Origin of the sequence: Rhizobium sp. RHZ02, assembly GCF_014851575.1 — a bacterium.
Lineage (GTDB): Bacteria > Pseudomonadota > Alphaproteobacteria > Rhizobiales > Rhizobiaceae > Rhizobium > Rhizobium altiplani.
This window is the reverse complement of record NZ_JACUZX010000004.1, coordinates 435,456-451,339: the sequence shown is the minus strand read 5'-3', so window position 1 is coordinate 451,339 and position 15,884 is coordinate 435,456. Positions and strand designations below refer to the sequence as shown.

The following is a 15,884-nucleotide window of genomic DNA, read 5'->3' as shown; positions in this document are numbered from 1 at the left end:
TTCACGGGCATCGCTATGCCCGCTTTCGAAGTCTCACCCGCGTCGCATGCCAGTGCCTGCTGGCTGCAGCCGCCCAAAACATCAAGAAGATCGCCATGGCGCTCACCAAGCCACCCAGACCAGCCATGGCATGAGGGCCAGAGGCCGCCAACTTCGCCCCGCCTCAGAACCCAACTAAAACAACCAACGTCCAAAAAACAAACCCGCCGAAAATATCGACGGGTTCGTCAGCAGTCTGAGGGCGCCTTCGGGCGCCCTTTTCTTTGTGATTTACTTGTCCGGCTCACACACCCGCAGGCGATGGCCGTCCGGGTCGAGCACGACGAAGGTCGGGCCGAAATCCATGTCCGTAAGGTCCTGCGCGATCGGCAACTGGCGCTTGCGCCAATCCTCGTAAAGCGTCGACACGCCGTTCTCGCCGGGAACCATGAAGGCGATCTCGGCGCGGCTGCCCGTAGCGGATGGCTGCGGGGTAACCTTGCTCAGCCGCCAGAGGCCGAGCGTGAAGCCGCCATCAAGCGCGAAGGCGACAAAGTTCGGGGCTTCGGCGACAGGCTCTCGGCCGAGCAAGGACCGGTAGAAACCGGCACTTGTGGCCGGGTCCTTGACGTAGAGAATGATGAGGTTCGGGCTGTTCATCGGGTCGTCCTCGTTGTGACAGGGTGGCAGGCGAAGAAACGCCGCCGCCTCGTTGGCAGCGGCGGCGGTCGGTCATGCGTCTTGGGAGTTGTGTCGTGTGCGGCTAGCCTTCGTGGCAGGGGCTGCCCCAATCGACGAAGCCGAGATCGCGTTTCTTCCACTCGGGCATGGTGTCCGGATCGAGGCGCGAACACCTGCGATGCGCCATCTGGCGCGACGCGTTCAGCATCATGCGCAGCAGCGTGGATTGCGGATATCCTGCATCGGAAGAGGTCTCGTCGACAGCATGGTTGCCGCGCGTAGATCGGCTCAGGTTCAGGCTCATCATCATCGGTCCTCCTATTGGATTGGTACCGATAATAGCGCTGACCACTGTCAGTTTATGGCAGTAGTGTCGCGGTCAGGATGCAATATCTTGCTGGTCTCGCCATTCCTTGAGCAGGACCGCGCGCCGGCGCGGATAACGGCCGTCCTGAGGGATCATTTCGACGATCCGGTCGGTGCGGAAGTGGCGGTAATCCTGACGCAATTCACACCAGGCAACGACAACCCGCACCTGCTCGAAATAGCTCAGCGCGAAAGGCCAGATATTGCGGACGGAGACGGTTCCGCCCTCATCCGAGTAGGTCAACTTGAGGATTCGTTCGGCGCGAATCGCCTTGCGAATGGCACTGAGATCAGCCTTGTCGGCAACGGGCGGTCGGAGATGGACGAGCAGCGTCGAGGTCTCGATCTCGTCTCGCATCTCCTGCGGCAGCACGTCGGCGATCTTGGCGAGGGCATCGGCGCCGGCGGCGGCAAGGCGTGGATCGGCGGCACGCGCAACCCATCGCGAACCGAGGACGAGCGCCTCGATCTCGTCCTGCGAAAACATCATCGGTGGCAGCATGAAACCCGGCTTCAACACGTAGCCGAGACCTGGCTCTCCTTCGATCAAGGCGCCCTGTGCCTGCAAGCTCGAAATATCGCGATAAAGCGTGCGGATGCTGACGCCAGTTTCGGTGGCAAGCACAGCGCCGCTGACCGGCCGGCGATAGCGCCGCAGGGTTTGCAGCAACGTCAGAAGGCGTTCGGAGCGTGCCATGTCAGGGGCCTCGTTCTGTCAGGCCTTATTGCTTTTCCACTCTATCCAATCGCGCATCAGCCGATGGGCGATCGCCCCCTTGGGCGGTGGTGCCTTGCCGGTCACGCCGGGGCGTTCAAGCATCTCAAGCGTTTCTTCACGCGTGAACCAGCGGCAGTCCTCCAGCTCCTGGGTATCGTACTTGACGTCCTTGGACTTGGCTTCGGCGAAGCAGCCAAGCATCAGCGTATGGGGCATCGGCCAGGGTTGCGAAGCGTGATAGCGGATCCGTCCGGTATGAATTCCGGATTCTTCCAGCGTCTCACGGCGCACAGCGTTCTCGATCGTCTCACCCGGTTCTACGAAACCGGCAAGACAGGAATACATGCCCGGAGCGAAATGCGGGCTGCGGCCAAGAAGGCAGAGATCGCGCTCCTCGTCGATCGTGAGCATGATGACGACGGGGTCGGTGCGCGGGAAGATTTCATGTCCGCAGGCTGTGCAGACGCGCTTGTAGCCGCCGATATGGATCTCCATGGTCGAGCCGCAGCGGCCGCAGAACTTGTTGTCGCGGTTCCAGCGGATGAGGCTCGCTCCCTGCGCAAACTCCCCGAGTAGAACCTCGTCGATCAGCATCTCGCGAAATAGCGAACGGCCATCCGAAGGCTTGTAATGGCTGGCCAACTCTTCTTCCGGAACACCCACCGGCACGGCAAGGCGCGGCTCCCCGGTTTTTCGATAGCCGAGCAGGACGGTCTCATCCCAGTTGGGCCGCAGGTCCTTCAGCTCGTAGCGTGCAAACAGCGGATCAAGCACCTGCCCGTCATGCTTCAAGACCAGCTTGTCGCCGGCAAAGGCGAAGATATGCGTTCCTTCCTTGGCAAGCGCCTTGTCGACGGATGTCTCGTCGCGATGTTCGGAATCACGGATCAGGTCATTGGCTGCGAAGGCAGTCAGGCTACTGGGTTCCGGATGCGGAACATCCGAATCGAAAAGCGAACGGCTCATGATGAAAGGGCTTCCCGCAACTTCTCTATAAGGTCATCTCTCTTATCCGCCGCGTAAGGTTCAGCCTTGCCAAAACCCCAGACGGGATTTGGCCAATTGGCATCGCCTTCGAAGCGGGCAATGACATGAACATGAAGCTGACGGACGATGTTGCCAAGGGCCCCAATATTGATTTTTGTGGCGCCGGTGATCTTCTTCAGGGCGGAGGCGACCATCTCCGTCTCGAATGTCAGCAACACCTGATCGAGGGGCGTCAGTTCGAAGACTTCGCTGATATCCGTTCTGCGTGGCACGAGAATCAGCCACGGCCAGCGGGCGTCCTTCGACAGCCTGAGATCGCAGAGCCCGGTCTGAATAACTCGGTCGCTATCGCTCTCCAGCCGACGGTCGAGTTTGAATTCGTCCAACAGGCATTCCTCCATGTTTTCCTGAGGCTAGCAGTTTTTTTTGAGCTTGGCTTGCTTTTGATGGCGATATTGCCGATATGTGCATCCGGGAGGTTGGTGGTGGACGAGCCACTCGCCAACCGGGTCAGGTCCGGAAGGAAGCAGCCCTAACGAGCCCGGCACGGGTCATCGTGCCAGCCTCCCACCTTTCTCTCCATTCTTGCTCGGGCAGTCCGGGTGATAAGCAGGGCGATGAGCGACACCGAGCGACAGTCACAAGATGCCGCCTCGACGGGCACCGGATACCGGGTGCTGGCACGCAAATACCGCCCCAAGGATTTCACGGATCTGATGGTCGGCCAGGAGCCGATGGTTCAGACCCTGACCAACGCCTTCGAGACCGGCCGTATTGCCCAAGCCTACATGCTGACCGGCGTGCGCGGGGTCGGCAAGACGACGACCGCCCGCATCCTCGCTCGCGCGCTGAATTACAAGACCGCTGACATCGACAAGCCGACGATCGATCTGCGGATCCCGGGTGAGCATTGCCAGGCGATCATGGAAGGCCGGCATGTCGACGTCATCGAGATGGACGCTGCATCCCACACGGGTATCGACGATATCCGCGAGATCATCGAGCAGGTGCGCTATCGCCCGGTTTCGGCGCGCTACAAGGTCTACATCATCGACGAAGTGCACATGCTCTCGACACAGGCCTTCAACGGCCTGCTGAAGACGCTCGAAGAGCCGCCGGAGCATGTGAAGTTCATCTTCGCTACCACCGAAATCCGCAAGGTCCCGATCACCGTCCTGTCGCGCTGCCAGCGTTTCGACTTGCGCCGCATCAGTGCCTCCGATCTCGTTGGGCTCTTTACCACGATCGCATCGAAGGAAGGCATCGAGGCGGAGCCGGATGCGCTGGCGATGATTGCCCGTGCCGCCGAAGGTTCGGCGCGCGACGGTCTCTCGCTGCTCGACCAGGCGATCGCCCATGGCGGCGGCGCGGTGCTGGCGGAAACGGTGCGCGGGATGCTCGGCCTTGCCGACCGCGCCCGCATCGTCGATCTCTTTCATCATATCGTAAAAGGTGATGTCGCAGCAGCGCTCGGCGAATTCGAAAGCCAGTATGAAGCCGGTGCCAATCCCGTTGCCGTGCTGACCGATCTCGCTGATTTCACGCATCTGGTCACGCGGTTGAAATACGTGCCGGATGCCGCGAACGATCCTTCGCTCAGCGAAATCGAACGTACCAAGGCCGCCGAATTCGCGCAGAGCGTGGCGGTAACGACGCTGTCGCGCATCTGGCAGATGTTACTGAAGGGCATTCCGGAAGCCGAAGGCTCCTCGCGCCCGGCCGGCGCCGCTGAGATGGTGCTGATCCGACTGACACATGCCGCCCATCTGCCGGCGCCGGAAGACGCCGCCCGTCGCCTCGCGGAGTTTTCCGAGGCGAACGGTGGCGGCCGTCCATCCGTCCCATCGGGCAACGGCGGTGGCGGCGCAACGGTGAACTATCAAGGCAATCTGGCGGCACGATCGACCGAGTCGATCCCGCGCCCGCAGCCCGCCGGCCCGACCGCGATGCTGCGCGCCGTCCCTAATCCCGACCCGCAGAACGTGCCGGTCGGCCGCGTCGAGACGAAGCCGGCCGAGGCGCCGAAACCACTGGTTTCGGTAAACTCGATCACCGATATCGCCAATCTGGCCGGTGAAAAGCGCGATGTGAAGGTCAAGGCGCTGGTGCGCAACTTCGTACGCCCGGTTCGCATCGAGCCCGGCCGCCTCGACGTCAATCTGACTGAAGGCGCCCCCGGTACGCTGCTGAACGAACTGGCTGTCAAGCTCAAGGACTGGACAGGCATCCATTGGATCGTCAGCCTCAGCCGCGAGGAAGCTCAGCCGACGATCGTCGAGGCCGAAGCCAACGCCAAGGCGCAGCAGGTCAGCGACGCGCGCCAAGATCCGGATGTGGCGGCGATCCTCGCCCAGTTTCCGGGCGCCAAGATCATCGACGTCCGCGTAAGGGCGCCCGAGCCGGAAGAGGAAGAGGAAGTCAAGGCGCCTGCCGCTGCCGAATCCGAAGAGGGCGACATCTTGCCCGGCGACGACATAATTTTCTAGAGTATCGAGAAGGAGCGAGACGATGCGCGACATCATGGGCATGATGGGCAAAGTCAAGGAAATGCAGGCCAAGATGGAGAAGATGCAGGCGGAGATCGCCGAACTCCAGGCGGAAGGCAAGTCGGGTGGCGGTCTCGTCACCGTGATCCTCAATGGCAAGGGCGAGATGCAGAGCCTGAAGATCGACCCGTCCCTCTTCAAGGAAGACGATGTCGAAATCCTCGAAGACCTGATCGTTGCCGCGCATAAGGATGCCAAGGACAAGGCGGAAGCCGCCGCTGCCGAAAAGACCAAGGCGCTGACCGCCGGCCTGCCGATTCCTCCTGGCTTCAAGATGCCGTTCTGACCAGCCGGTAGACCAAGAGAGCGGTGTCAGCTGCGCTGGCATCGCTTCCGTCACGCAACAGGAGGATTGCCGATGACGTTGACCAGTCTGTTTGTCTTTGCCTGCGCATTGTTCGTGGCCGCCGGCTCTCCCGGTCCGAGTGTTGCCGCACTCGTCGCCCGGGTGATTTCCAAGGGCGCCCGTGACGTTCTGCCTTTCCTGTCAGCTATGTGGCTCGGCGAAGCAATTTGGCTGACCTGCGCCGTCGCCGGCTTGGCGGCGATCGCCGAAACCTTCCACTATGCCTTCGTTGCCATCAAGTGGCTCGGCGTCTGCTACCTGCTCTATCTTGCCTGGAAAATGTGGTTCGCGTCGCCCGATAGTGATGGCGAAGCGTTGCCCGAGGCGCAATCACCCACAAGGCTTTTCCTCGCCGGCATGACGGTGACGCTCGGCAACCCGAAGATCATGATGTTCTACATGGCGCTGCTGCCCTCGATCATCGACGTTCGCGGGGTAACGATCGTCGGTTGGGCAGAACTCGTGGCCACCATGCTCTTCGTGCTGATCTTCATCGACTTCAGTTGGACGCTGCTTGCTGCCAAAGCCCGGCGCTTCCTGAGGAGCCGTCGTGCTATTCGCGCGGCCAACCGCGCCAGCGCCGGAACGATGGCCGGCGCCGCTTTGGCGATCGCGATGCGCTAGGCTATCGCTGTGACACATGCCGCCTGGGAGCTGGTGGCGGTGGTGCCGGCGGCACCCAGGTCAGGATCATATTGGCAACGCCTGCCGCGATGTTGAGACCGGACGTGCCCTCAGCCGAGACAGGTTGCAGAGCAATCGAGCCCTCGAAACCGCCGATCAGGACATTCGCCCCGACGCCGAGGCCGACCGTCGCATTGGCTGCGACGCCGGAGTAGCTGCCCTGCAGGGCGCCGTCGAGCCGGTTTGTCGGCGCGTAGACGAGCCAGATCAATCCGCCGCCAGCGAGAGCGCCGATATCGACACCAAACTTGGTGATCGTGCCGGTGTAGCGTTCGCTTGGTCGATCGGGCGAGGACGGCGTGAATATGCAGTTTAGCGTCCGTTTCGAGCCGATGATGACGCCGAATCCGGGAGAAATATCACAGCCCAACGAGCCGACCTTGACGCGGGCTGAAGCCGGCGTTGCTGATAGGAAGGTAGTGGCCGTTGCGGCGATGACTGCCGCCGCGATAAGTCTTGCGATGGACATGCGAGCCTCCTTCGATTTGCACCCCGTGGATGAAAAACTAGGAGGCTCCTTCTCGTCAGCAAGTGGCAGCCGTTGAAATCACCTCAGAGGTGGTTTCGCGCCAATTTCATCAGTTCGCGACCGACGGGTTTGGTCGGCTCCCCACGCAAGACGAGCGAGGTGGTGACTGCACCATAGCGCGCGATGCTATCGACGATGACTTCAAGCTCGGAGGGCGAGGGGACGAGGACTTTCAAGACGAAGCAATCCTCTCCTGTCAGCCTGAGAACTTCGATGATCTGCGGCATGTCGGCAAATTGCTTGAGGCAGGTGCGGATATGTTCGTGGGTGGTGCGTAGCCGGATCACGGCCATCATGCCCAGCCCGAGCGCCGCGGTATTGATACGGGCGCCGTAGCCTTTGATGATCCCCCGTTCCTCCAGGCGTTTCAGCCGCTCGGAGGCTGCCGGCTGCGACAGGCCGACCTTGCGCCCCAGCTCGGAAACGGAAATGCGCCCATCAGCCTGCATGATCTCGATAATCATCATGTCAGTTGGGTCGAGTTGTCGGCTCATGAAATCGGCCATGAATGTCCGCCTTTAATCTATCGGCTGAGCGATGACTTTGCCGATGATTTCTTATGTCATTTGCGGCCCCTCTCGCGCAACTTGTCCGTCGAGCAACAGGAAGGAAGCGATGAGAGAAATCATCACGGTGCCCGGCATTGGCGGGTCTGGCGAAACCCATTGGCAGTCCCGATGGGAGACGACCGACCGTCGCATTCGGCGCTTTTCACCCTCGAGTTGGGATCAGCCGGACCTTGAGGACTGGATTGAGGCGCTGGACAGGGCAGTCGGGCAGGCGGAGGCCGAACCGCTTCTCGTTGCCCATAGTCTCTCTTGCCTGCTGGTGGCGCATTGGGCACGGCGGGCCAGGCATCGCGCCAGCGGCGCCTTGCTCGTCGCGCCGCCGGACCCGCGCGCCGCAGCCTACCCGCCGGAAGCAGCCGGCTTTGCCGAAACACCTCTCGGGGCGCTTCCGTTCCCCTCGCTTGTCGTAGCCAGCAGCGACGACCCGTACGGTTCGCTCGACTACGCACGTGCCAGGGCTGATGAGTGGGGTAGCCAATTCACAAATATTGGTGCCCGCGGTCACATCAACGGAGCCAGTGGGCTTGGCGATTGGCCGGAGGGACGGGCGGCTTTGGCGGCCCTTGAGGTGCGCTTGCGCTAGGCGCCGGCCTGCACTTCCAGAATATTCCGAAGTTTGTAGTGGATCGGAGCCGCCAGATAGCGGTTGCGATCTTGGGCGGCGAGGGTCTTGCCAAAGGTGGCGATCATCTCCGGCATCGTAACCTTTTCGCCGTCATAAGGCTGATAGTCGACCGTTGATCTGGCGGTGATTGCTCCACCGTGAAGCACCCGGCAATAGATGCCCGGCCGGGCAGCTCGCGCGTAGCGCTTGGCGAACCGCGGGTCGCCCATCCGGGCGGCAAAGGTCGCACAGGGAATGCGCGCACTGGTAACCTCCAGAACAAGATCGCCGGCTATGAATCGATCGCCGACCGAAACGGAGCGGTTGTCGAGACCGTCGATCACCAGGTTTTCTCCGAATGTGCCTGGCACGATCGGCCGCCCAAGCTCTTTCGACCACCAGTCGAGCGTCAGCGACCCCTCGAGATAGACGGCCTGGTCGACGCCGCCATGATGCTTCCGGTTGCAGATCGCATCACCGACCACGCCCTCCGCATCGACGAGCACGCTGCCGGTGATGGGATGCTTGTAGATGCCCGTCTTGTAGCTCTTGCCGGGCAGCCGCTCGGCACTGCCGATGCAGACGGCGAGGATTTTCATCAAGCGGCGCTCCCAACATGTTTCCGTTTTTGCAGCATATGGGCTAATAACCGCTCATGGCAAAGCGAGTCACCGGCCCCGAAATCGAAAAACTGATCCAGCTTCTGGCAAAGGTCCCCGGCCTCGGTCCGCGGTCCGCGCGCCGCGCTGCCTTGCATCTCATCAAGAAGAAAGACCAACTGCTCGGCCCGCTGTCGAACGCGATGGGCGAGGCCTACGACAAGGTCAAGATCTGCTCTCTCTGCGGCAATGTCGATACGGTAGATCCCTGCACGGTCTGCACGGACGACCGGCGCGACCAGTCCGTCATCATCGTCGTCGAAGATGTCTCCGACCTATGGGCGTTGGAGCGCGCCGGCGCGCTGAACGCCGCCTATCATGTCCTCGGTGGCACCTTGTCTCCCTTGGATGGCGTCGGCCCGGATGATCTCAACATTCGCGGCCTGATCGAGCGCGTCACGGCCGGCGGCATCCGCGAACTGATCATCGCGGTCAACGCCACCGTCGAGGGGCAGACAACAGCACACTATATAACCGACCAGCTGACCGGACTGGACGTCAAGATCACGCGCCTTGCCCATGGCGTCCCGGTCGGTGGCGAACTCGACTATCTCGATGAAGGAACGCTGCAGGCGGCGCTCAGAGCCCGCACGGCAATCTAGGGGGAAGCATGAGCAAGCGCATTTTCGGGCGCCTCTTGATCGCGACGGCGGCGCTGCTGGCACTGTCAGGCCCGCCAGCTTTTTCCGCTTCCAAGGCCGATGTTGAAGCGCAGTTCGAAAAGTGGGTCAGGGCCGATCTCTGGCCGGAGGCGCAGCGCAATGGCATTTCCGAGAAGGCGTTTCAAGCAGCCTTTGCGGGCGTCGAGCTGAACTGGACCTTGACCGATCTCGCCCCTCCCGGCTTCCCACCTGCCAAGGAACAGAAGCAGACGCAGGCCGAATTCTCCTCGCCCGCGCCGTACTTCAACGAGGATCGGCTGAAGCGGCTGGGGAGCACCGGCCGCGGCTTTGCCGCGCAATATGCCTCGACGCTGAAGAAGATTGAAAAAGCCTACGGGGTTCCCGGCTCGATCGTCCTTGCCGTCTGGGGGCGCGAAACCGGCTTCGGGGCTGCCAAGATCCCGAATTCCGCCATCGAGGTGCTGGCGACCAAGGCCTTTATGTCGACGCGCAAGGACATGTTCCGCACCGAATTGCTCGCCGCTCTGCATATCATCGATCGCGGTGACGCGACGCCGGCCGAATTCAAGGGGTCATCTGCCGGCGCGCTCGGCCAGCCGCAGTTCATGCCGACCAGCTATCTGAAATATGCGGTCGATTTCGATGGCGACGGCCACCCCAACATCTGGACATCGGTTCCCGATACGCTTGCTTCTATTGCGAACTTCCTTGCCCAGAAGAGCTGGCAGCGCGGTCGTGGCTGGGGATACGAAGTGAGCATCCCCGATGGCGTATCCTGCGCGCAAGAGGGGCCGGACCTCGCCAAGCCCGTGTCGCACTGGGCCTCACTCGGTATCACGCGCATATCAGGCAAGGCTTTCCCTTCCGGCGAGGGCAAGGCGTCCGGCATGATGCTCGTCCCTGCTGGGCGCGACGGTCCGGAGTTTGTCGTCACGCCGAACTTCTACGTGCTGAAGGAATACAACAACTCCGACCTCTATGCGCTTTTTATCGGCAACCTGGCCGATCGCATCGCCTATGGGGCCGGGGCTTTCCAGGGGCCGTGGGGCGATGTCGGCAAAATGCTGCGCTCCGACGTCGCGACGATGCAGAAGGCGCTGGAGAAAAAGGGATACGACGTCGGCGGCTCCGATGGTCTCCCCGGCTACAAGACCCGCCGTTCCATCGGCCAGTGGCAGGAGAAGAACGGCTTGACGCCGACCTGCTATCCCGAGGCATCGATGATCGGAAGGTTGAAGTAGCTAGATCCTAGAGGTTGCGCTTCAACCCCTCGTGGCTCGAGACAAATCCCAGTTTCTCGTAGAAACGGATGGCGTCGCGCCGTGATTTGTCCGAGGTCAGCTGTACCAAACCGCAACCGCGCTCGGCGCAGCGTGCAACAGCCCACTCAATGAAATCGGAGCCTAGGCCCGTGCAACGCGCGCTCTTGGCGACGCGCACGCTTTCGATCTGCCCACGCCAAACACCTGTTCGGGACAGGCCGGGAATGAAAGTCAGCTGCAAGCAGCCGAGGACGCGATCGCGCCCATCCACCGCGACCGCCAGCAGCTGATTGGCGTCGGCTTCGATGGCATCGAACGCAGCGACATATCTCGCATCCGGCGGATCCGAAACGATTTCGCGCGCGCTGCCGAGGTCGTCCTCGGCGAGCAAGCCAATGATATCAGCCAGATCCGAACGGCGCGCGGGGCGGAAGGAATGCATGTCTTGCCTCAATGATGCAGGTCGATCGGTGCCTTGTAGAAGACGTCATCGCTGGGCGGAATGGCCTGGCGCTCGATCAGTCGATGCACCTGCGGCAGTTCTTCGCCCCGGTGGAGCGCCCGCAACTGTTCGATATTTTCCGCATCGGCCTGCGTGCGGCGCTGATTGTGCCTGATGTATTCGACCCAGGTCGGCGCGTGGTAGGTCTCCGTCCACCGGCCCGGTTTTTCGAGATCGCGCATCAGCGCCCAATTGCGCGCGCCGTCGCGAATGCGGATGCGCCGCCGCTCGCCCATCAGGGCCAGAAAGTCTGCAATGTCCGCGTCTGCGATTTCGTAATCGATCTGGACGACGATTGGACCGCTGCGCGGCGTGATATCGAGGCCGAGCGCCGGTTCGATGAAGCGGTTCAGCGGGTCCAGGTTGAGCGAGGCAAAGGCCGGCATGGCAAAGCGCAGGCCGATGACGATGCCGAAGAGCATGACGAAGGCCGAGATGAGCAGGGCATTGGCAACGCCATAGCGGTCGGCTGCCGCGCCCCAGAGCCAGCTGCCGCCGGCAATGCCGCCGAAGGTCACCGTCTGATAGAGCGACAGGGCGCGGCCGACGACCCAACGCGGCGTCGACAGCTGCACGATCGTATTGAACAGCGAGAGCGCCAGCACCCAACATGCGCCTGCGATCACCAGCCCGGCACAGGTCAGCGCGGCAATCGGACTGGAAGCGGCGATCACTGCGCTCAGCGCAAAGCCGGTAAAGGAAATCCGCACGATCGCCTCGCTCGAAAAGCGTTCGCGCAGCCGGTCGTTCAGGATAGCCCCGCCGATGGCGCCGATGCCGAAAGAGCCGAGCATGAGGCCGTAGGTCAGCGGACCGCCGACAACAAGGTTGATCGCCACGATCGGCAGCAGTGCGAGGATCGAGCTGGCGCTGATCCCGAAGACGAGCCCGCGCAGCAGCACCTTTTGCAGGTTGGGCGACATCGACACGTAACGAAGGCCGGCAAAGACGGCGCTGCCGAGCGTCTCCCTCGGGAGGGTCGAGGCCGGCGGGGTCGGCTTCCAGCGCCGCAGCGCATAGATCAGCGCGAAGTAGCTCACTGTATTGACGGCAAAGGCTGCAGCCGCGCCGGCAGCGGCGACGATGGCGCCGCCGATCGCGGGTCCGACACTGCGGGTGATATTGAAGCCGACGCTGTTCAACGTCACCGCACCCGGCAGATCCACGCGCGGCACCATGTCGCCGACCGAGGCTTGCCAGGACGGGTTGTTCAACGCCGTGCCGCAGCCGATGAGGAAGGTGAAAAAGAGGAGCAGCCAGGGCGAAAGCCAGCCGAAGTAGGCGGAGATGCTGAGCACGGCCGAAACCGCAAACATGAAGTATTGCGCAATCAGCATCACCCGACGGCGATCAAAGCTGTCTGCAAGGGCGCCCGATGCAAGCGAAAAGAGCATGATTGGCAGTGCCGTCGATGTCTGCACGAGCGCAACCATATTGTCCGATGCCGTGATGGTCGTCATCATCCAGGCGGCGCCGACCGCCTGGATCAGTCCCCCGAAGTTCGAAGCGAGGCTTGCAAACCAGATCCTTCGGTAGGTTTCGTGCCGTAGCGGCGCCAGTGTCGACGAAGTGTAAGGCACGATCCCTCCCGATGACGGTCCTCGGAGCCAATATATGCTGAATGACGCCGCTGGCTACCTCGGGCGCCCGTTAGGCCGAAGGTTGGCGACGGACCTTGCAATTTTTTGAAAACGGGCCTATATGGCTCTCAAATCTTGATCGTTTTGATGAAGAGTGGGCCGCAAGGACCCGCTCTTTTTTATTACCGCGATCATCCAAAAAGCATGAAATTGCGAGGAGCGTATCGCTTGTCGGATCCGACGAAAGCAGACAATGAACTTGAGCCGCGGCTGATCACCGAGACCGGTCTCGACCAGCGCCTTGCCGACATCGTCGAGCCTGTGCTCATCGACCTGGGTTATCGCCTGGTCCGTGTACGCATGCTCAACCAGAACGGCGCCACCATGCAGATCATGGCCGAACGTAATGATGGAACGATGGATGTCGAAGGCTGCGAAGAGGTCTCGATGGCCGTTTCTCCGGTTCTCGATGTGGAAGATCCGATCGATAGAGAGTATCATCTCGAAGTGTCTTCGCCGGGTATCGACCGCCCGATGGTGCGGAAATCCGATTTCGTGCGCTGGCAGGGACACCTTTTGAAGTGCGAAACGTCGATCATGGTCGGCAACCGCAAGCGCTTCCGTGGCAAGATCGTTGCGACCGACGCAGACGGTTTCACGCTCGAGCGTGACCAGGTTTCCGAGGGTGAAGAGCAGAATATCGTTATTCCGTTCACGGCTCTCGCCGATGCAAAGCTCATTCTGACCGACGATCTGATCCGTGATGCCCTGCGCGCCGACAAGCTGGCGAAGGCAGAGGCCGCGAACCAGAACGAAGCGGAAGACGAAGAATAACCGATCAACTTGTGGCTCCAGGGACGGGAACCCGGGACGCCAAGACGGAGAGATAAGACAATGGCAGTCAGTGCGAACCGGCTCGAACTTCTGCAGATCGCAGATGCAGTGGCGCGCGAAAAGGTCATCGACCGCGAGATCGTACTTGCCGCAATGGCAGACGCGATCCAGAAGGCAGCGCGCTCCCGCTACGGCACCGAGTCCAACATCCGCGCCGACATCAACCCGAAGACCGGTGAAATCCGTCTTCAGCGTCTGCTCGAAGTTGTCGACAAGGCCGAAGACTATTCGACCCAGATTCCACTTGAGCTGGCCCGCGACCGCAACCCGGATGCAGCCCTTGGCGATTTCATTGCCGATCCGCTGCCGCCGATGGATTTCGGCCGTATCGCTGCTCAGTCCGCCAAGCAGGTTATCGTTCAGAAGGTTCGTGAAGCCGAGCGCGACCGCCAGTTCGACGAGTTCAAGGATCGCGTCGGCGAAATCGTCAACGGCACCGTCAAGCGCGTCGAATATGGCAACGTCATCGTCGACCTCGGCCGCGGCGAAGGCATCATCCGCCGCGACGAAATGATCCCGCGCGAGAACGTCCGCTATGGCGATCGCGTCCGCGCATACGTATATGATGTTCGTCGTGAACAGCGCGGCCCGCAGATCTTCCTGTCGCGCACGCATCCGCAGTTCATGGTCAAGCTCTTCACGATGGAAGTGCCTGAAATCTACGACGGCATCATCCAGGTGAAGTCGGTTGCCCGCGATCCGGGTTCGCGCGCCAAGATCGCCGTGATCTCGAACGACAGCTCGATCGATCCGGTCGGCGCCTGCGTCGGTATGCGCGGTTCGCGTGTTCAGGCCGTCGTCGGCGAACTCCAAGGCGAAAAGATCGACATCATTCCGTGGTCGCAGGACCCGGCGACCTTCGTCGTCAACGCCCTGCAGCCGGCTGAAGTCGCCAAGGTCGTTCTCGACGAAGATGCAGAGCGCATTGAAGTCGTGGTTCCGGACGAGCAGCTGTCGCTGGCCATCGGCCGCCGCGGCCAGAACGTCCGCCTGGCATCGCAGCTGACTGGCTGGGACATCGATATCATGACGGAAGCCGAGGAATCCGAGCGCCGTCAGAAGGAATTCAACGAGCGCACCAACCTGTTCATGGATTCGCTCGACGTTGACGAAATGGTCGGCCAGGTTCTGGCGTCGGAAGGCTTTGCGGCAGTTGAAGAACTGGCTTACGTCGATCTCGACGAAATTGCCTCGATCGACGGTTTTGACGAAGACACCGCACAGGAAATCCAGACGCGCGCCCGCGAATATCTGGAGCGCCTGGAAGCCGAAATGGACGAGAAGCGCAAGGCGCTCGGTGTTTCCGACGAACTGCGTCAAATCGACGGCATGACCGCTCAGATGATGGTCGCGCTCGGCGAAGACGGCATCAAGACGATCGAGGACTTCGCCGGCTGCGCCGCTGACGATCTCGTCGGCTGGAGCGAGCGCAAGAACGGCGAGACCAAGAAGTTCGAAGGCCTGTTCTCCAAGTTCGACGTTTCGCGCGTCGAGGCCGAGCAGATGGTTGTCCAGGCCCGCCTCGCGGCTGGTTGGATCACCGAGGAAGACCTCGCAAAGGACGCGGAAGCTGAAGAAGCTCCCGAGGCCGAGCAGGAAGTATAATGTCCGCGCGTGAGCCGAGCGTCTCTCCTGAGGACGACGATCTTGCAGGATATGACGTGAATGGTCGCATGTGCATCGTGACACGCGAAAGCGGATCGCAGGATGAGCTGATCCGCTTCGTTGCTGCTCCTGATGGGACTGTGGTCGCCGACCTGAAGCGCCAGCTTCCGGGACGCGGATGTTGGGTCAAGATCGATCGCTCGCTGGTCGACAAGGCCGTGGCGAAGAAGCTCTTTGCGCGTGCCTTGAAAGCGGATGTGAAGGCGGCAGCCGAGCTCGGCGAAACCGTCGATACGCTGCTCGTACAGCAGCTGATGCAGATGATGAACATGGCTCGCAAGGCGGGGCAGTTCGTTACCGGCTCCGCGAAAGTGGATGCCGCAGTCAGGAGTGGAGCCGCGATCGCCGTGTTCCACGCAACGAATGCCGCCGAAGATGGCGTGAGAAAAATCGACCAGGCCCGCAAGGCCTGGCACCTCGGAATGGAGACCGAGGAGGAAGTACCTTCCTACCGTCTCTTCTCGGAGAGCGAAATGGAAGGCCTGATGGGCCAGAACGCTTTTATCCATGCTGCAGTGCTTGCAGGGCAGGCGGGTGAGGGTGTAGTGAAGCGCGCAAAGATGCTCGAACAGTACCGCAATGGCGGTCAGTCCCGGGCAGCGGGCGGCGCTGGCCGGCAAAAACAATGATGCGGTCACCGGACTTGTCCGGTCCCCAGATCATTGATCGACATATTTGATTGACAGGGCC

At 61.5% G+C, this 15,884-nt stretch carries 19 protein-coding genes and 1 other RNA gene; 10 read left to right on the top strand and 10 right to left on the bottom strand.

Going from position 1 to position 15,884, the window contains the following annotated elements; translation table 11 throughout:
* Positions 1-270: 270 nt before the first annotated feature.
* From IB244_RS09910 to IB244_RS09890, 5 genes are all read right to left on the bottom strand, one after another.
* Positions 271-639 (bottom strand): VOC family protein, encoded by a 369-nt coding sequence (locus tag IB244_RS09910; RefSeq protein WP_018855404.1) that lies wholly within the window; start codon positions 637-639, stop codon positions 271-273.
* Between the two features lie 103 nt (positions 640-742).
* Positions 743-970, bottom strand: a complete 228-nt coding sequence (locus IB244_RS09905) for a hypothetical protein (protein ID WP_018855403.1) — start codon at positions 968-970, stop codon at positions 743-745.
* 69 nt (positions 971-1,039) lie between these two features.
* Positions 1,040-1,723 (bottom strand): helix-turn-helix transcriptional regulator, encoded by a 684-nt coding sequence (locus tag IB244_RS09900; protein ID WP_018855402.1) that lies wholly within the window; start codon positions 1,721-1,723, stop codon positions 1,040-1,042.
* Positions 1,724-1,741: 18 nt separating this feature from the next.
* On the bottom strand, positions 1,742-2,710 hold the full coding sequence (gene nudC / locus IB244_RS09895) for an NAD(+) diphosphatase (protein ID WP_018855401.1): 969 nt from the start codon (positions 2,708-2,710) through the stop codon (positions 1,742-1,744).
* Complete coding sequence (locus IB244_RS09890; protein WP_026371535.1) at positions 2,707-3,117, bottom strand: HIT domain-containing protein; 411 nt, start codon at positions 3,115-3,117, stop codon at positions 2,707-2,709. Before IB244_RS09890 ends, nudC begins: the two co-directional genes overlap by 4 nt.
* Positions 3,118-3,205: 88 nt before the next feature.
* Between IB244_RS09890 and ffs the strand changes: the two genes are divergently transcribed.
* The 4 genes from ffs to IB244_RS09870 all read left to right on the top strand — a co-directional run bounded on the left by ffs (position 3,206) and on the right by IB244_RS09870 (position 6,247).
* An RNA gene (gene ffs, locus IB244_RS09885) (signal recognition particle sRNA small type) lies at positions 3,206-3,302 on the top strand.
* Between the two features lie 46 nt (positions 3,303-3,348).
* Positions 3,349-5,217, top strand: coding sequence for a DNA polymerase III subunit gamma/tau (locus IB244_RS09880; protein WP_192304079.1), 1,869 nt, complete (start codon positions 3,349-3,351; stop codon positions 5,215-5,217).
* A gap of 22 nt (positions 5,218-5,239) precedes the next feature.
* On the top strand, positions 5,240-5,563 hold the full coding sequence (locus IB244_RS09875; protein WP_018855398.1) for a YbaB/EbfC family nucleoid-associated protein: 324 nt from the start codon (positions 5,240-5,242) through the stop codon (positions 5,561-5,563).
* Positions 5,564-5,635: 72 nt separating this feature from the next.
* The gene (locus IB244_RS09870; protein WP_018855397.1) at positions 5,636-6,247 is read left to right on the top strand and encodes a LysE family translocator; all 612 of its coding nucleotides are present in this window, start codon (positions 5,636-5,638) and stop codon (positions 6,245-6,247) included.
* A 1-nt stretch (position 6,248) separates the two neighbouring features.
* On the opposite strand, the gene IB244_RS09865 is transcribed toward IB244_RS09870, so the two are convergent.
* Both IB244_RS09865 and IB244_RS09860 read right to left on the bottom strand, forming a co-directional pair.
* Entirely contained in the window at positions 6,249-6,776 is a 528-nt protein-coding gene (locus tag IB244_RS09865) for a DUF992 domain-containing protein (RefSeq protein WP_169679546.1), read from the bottom strand.
* An 83-nt stretch (positions 6,777-6,859) separates the two neighbouring features.
* On the bottom strand, positions 6,860-7,342 hold the full coding sequence (locus IB244_RS09860; protein ID WP_169679543.1) for an Lrp/AsnC family transcriptional regulator: 483 nt from the start codon (positions 7,340-7,342) through the stop codon (positions 6,860-6,862).
* Between the two features lie 109 nt (positions 7,343-7,451).
* Here IB244_RS09860 and IB244_RS09855 point away from each other — a divergent pair, with 109 nt between their 5' ends.
* Entirely contained in the window at positions 7,452-7,988 is a 537-nt protein-coding gene (locus IB244_RS09855; RefSeq protein ID WP_192304077.1) for an RBBP9/YdeN family alpha/beta hydrolase, read from the top strand.
* Here the strand turns inward: IB244_RS09855 and IB244_RS09850 are convergent.
* Positions 7,985-8,608: an MOSC domain-containing protein gene (locus tag IB244_RS09850; RefSeq protein WP_113471381.1), complete on the bottom strand. Its 624-nt coding sequence runs from the start codon at positions 8,606-8,608 to the stop codon at positions 7,985-7,987. The genes IB244_RS09855 and IB244_RS09850 overlap by 4 nt on opposite strands.
* A gap of 56 nt (positions 8,609-8,664) precedes the next feature.
* Between IB244_RS09850 and recR the strand changes: the two genes are divergently transcribed.
* Positions 8,665-9,270 (top strand): recombination mediator RecR, encoded by a 606-nt coding sequence (gene recR, locus IB244_RS09845; protein WP_112642260.1) that lies wholly within the window; start codon positions 8,665-8,667, stop codon positions 9,268-9,270.
* Positions 9,271-9,278: 8 nt separating this feature from the next.
* On the top strand, positions 9,279-10,532 hold the full coding sequence (locus tag IB244_RS09840; protein WP_169679541.1) for a lytic murein transglycosylase: 1,254 nt from the start codon (positions 9,279-9,281) through the stop codon (positions 10,530-10,532).
* Between the two features lie 7 nt (positions 10,533-10,539).
* Here IB244_RS09840 and IB244_RS09835 read toward each other — a convergent pair whose 3' ends face one another.
* Together IB244_RS09835 and IB244_RS09830 are read right to left on the bottom strand one after the other, a co-directional pair.
* Positions 10,540-10,995: a GNAT family N-acetyltransferase gene (locus tag IB244_RS09835; RefSeq protein ID WP_169679539.1), complete on the bottom strand. Its 456-nt coding sequence runs from the start codon at positions 10,993-10,995 to the stop codon at positions 10,540-10,542.
* 8 nt (positions 10,996-11,003) lie between these two features.
* The gene (locus tag IB244_RS09830) at positions 11,004-12,635 is read right to left on the bottom strand and encodes an MFS transporter (RefSeq protein ID WP_018855389.1); all 1,632 of its coding nucleotides are present in this window, start codon (positions 12,633-12,635) and stop codon (positions 11,004-11,006) included.
* A 228-nt stretch (positions 12,636-12,863) separates the two neighbouring features.
* Between IB244_RS09830 and rimP the strand changes: the two genes are divergently transcribed.
* The 3 genes from rimP to IB244_RS09815 are packed head-to-tail and all read left to right on the top strand — an operon-like array spanning position 12,864 to position 15,823.
* Positions 12,864-13,469 carry a ribosome maturation factor RimP gene (gene rimP / locus IB244_RS09825; protein WP_018855388.1) on the top strand — a complete coding sequence of 202 codons (606 nt, stop codon included), beginning with the start codon at positions 12,864-12,866 and terminating at the stop codon, positions 13,467-13,469.
* A gap of 60 nt (positions 13,470-13,529) precedes the next feature.
* Positions 13,530-15,134: a transcription termination factor NusA gene (gene nusA, locus IB244_RS09820; protein WP_007798988.1), complete on the top strand. Its 1,605-nt coding sequence runs from the start codon at positions 13,530-13,532 to the stop codon at positions 15,132-15,134.
* Positions 15,134-15,823 carry an RNA-binding protein gene (locus tag IB244_RS09815; protein WP_018855387.1) on the top strand — a complete coding sequence of 230 codons (690 nt, stop codon included), beginning with the start codon at positions 15,134-15,136 and terminating at the stop codon, positions 15,821-15,823. Before nusA ends, IB244_RS09815 begins: the two co-directional genes overlap by 1 nt.
* Positions 15,824-15,884 lie beyond the last annotated feature (61 nt).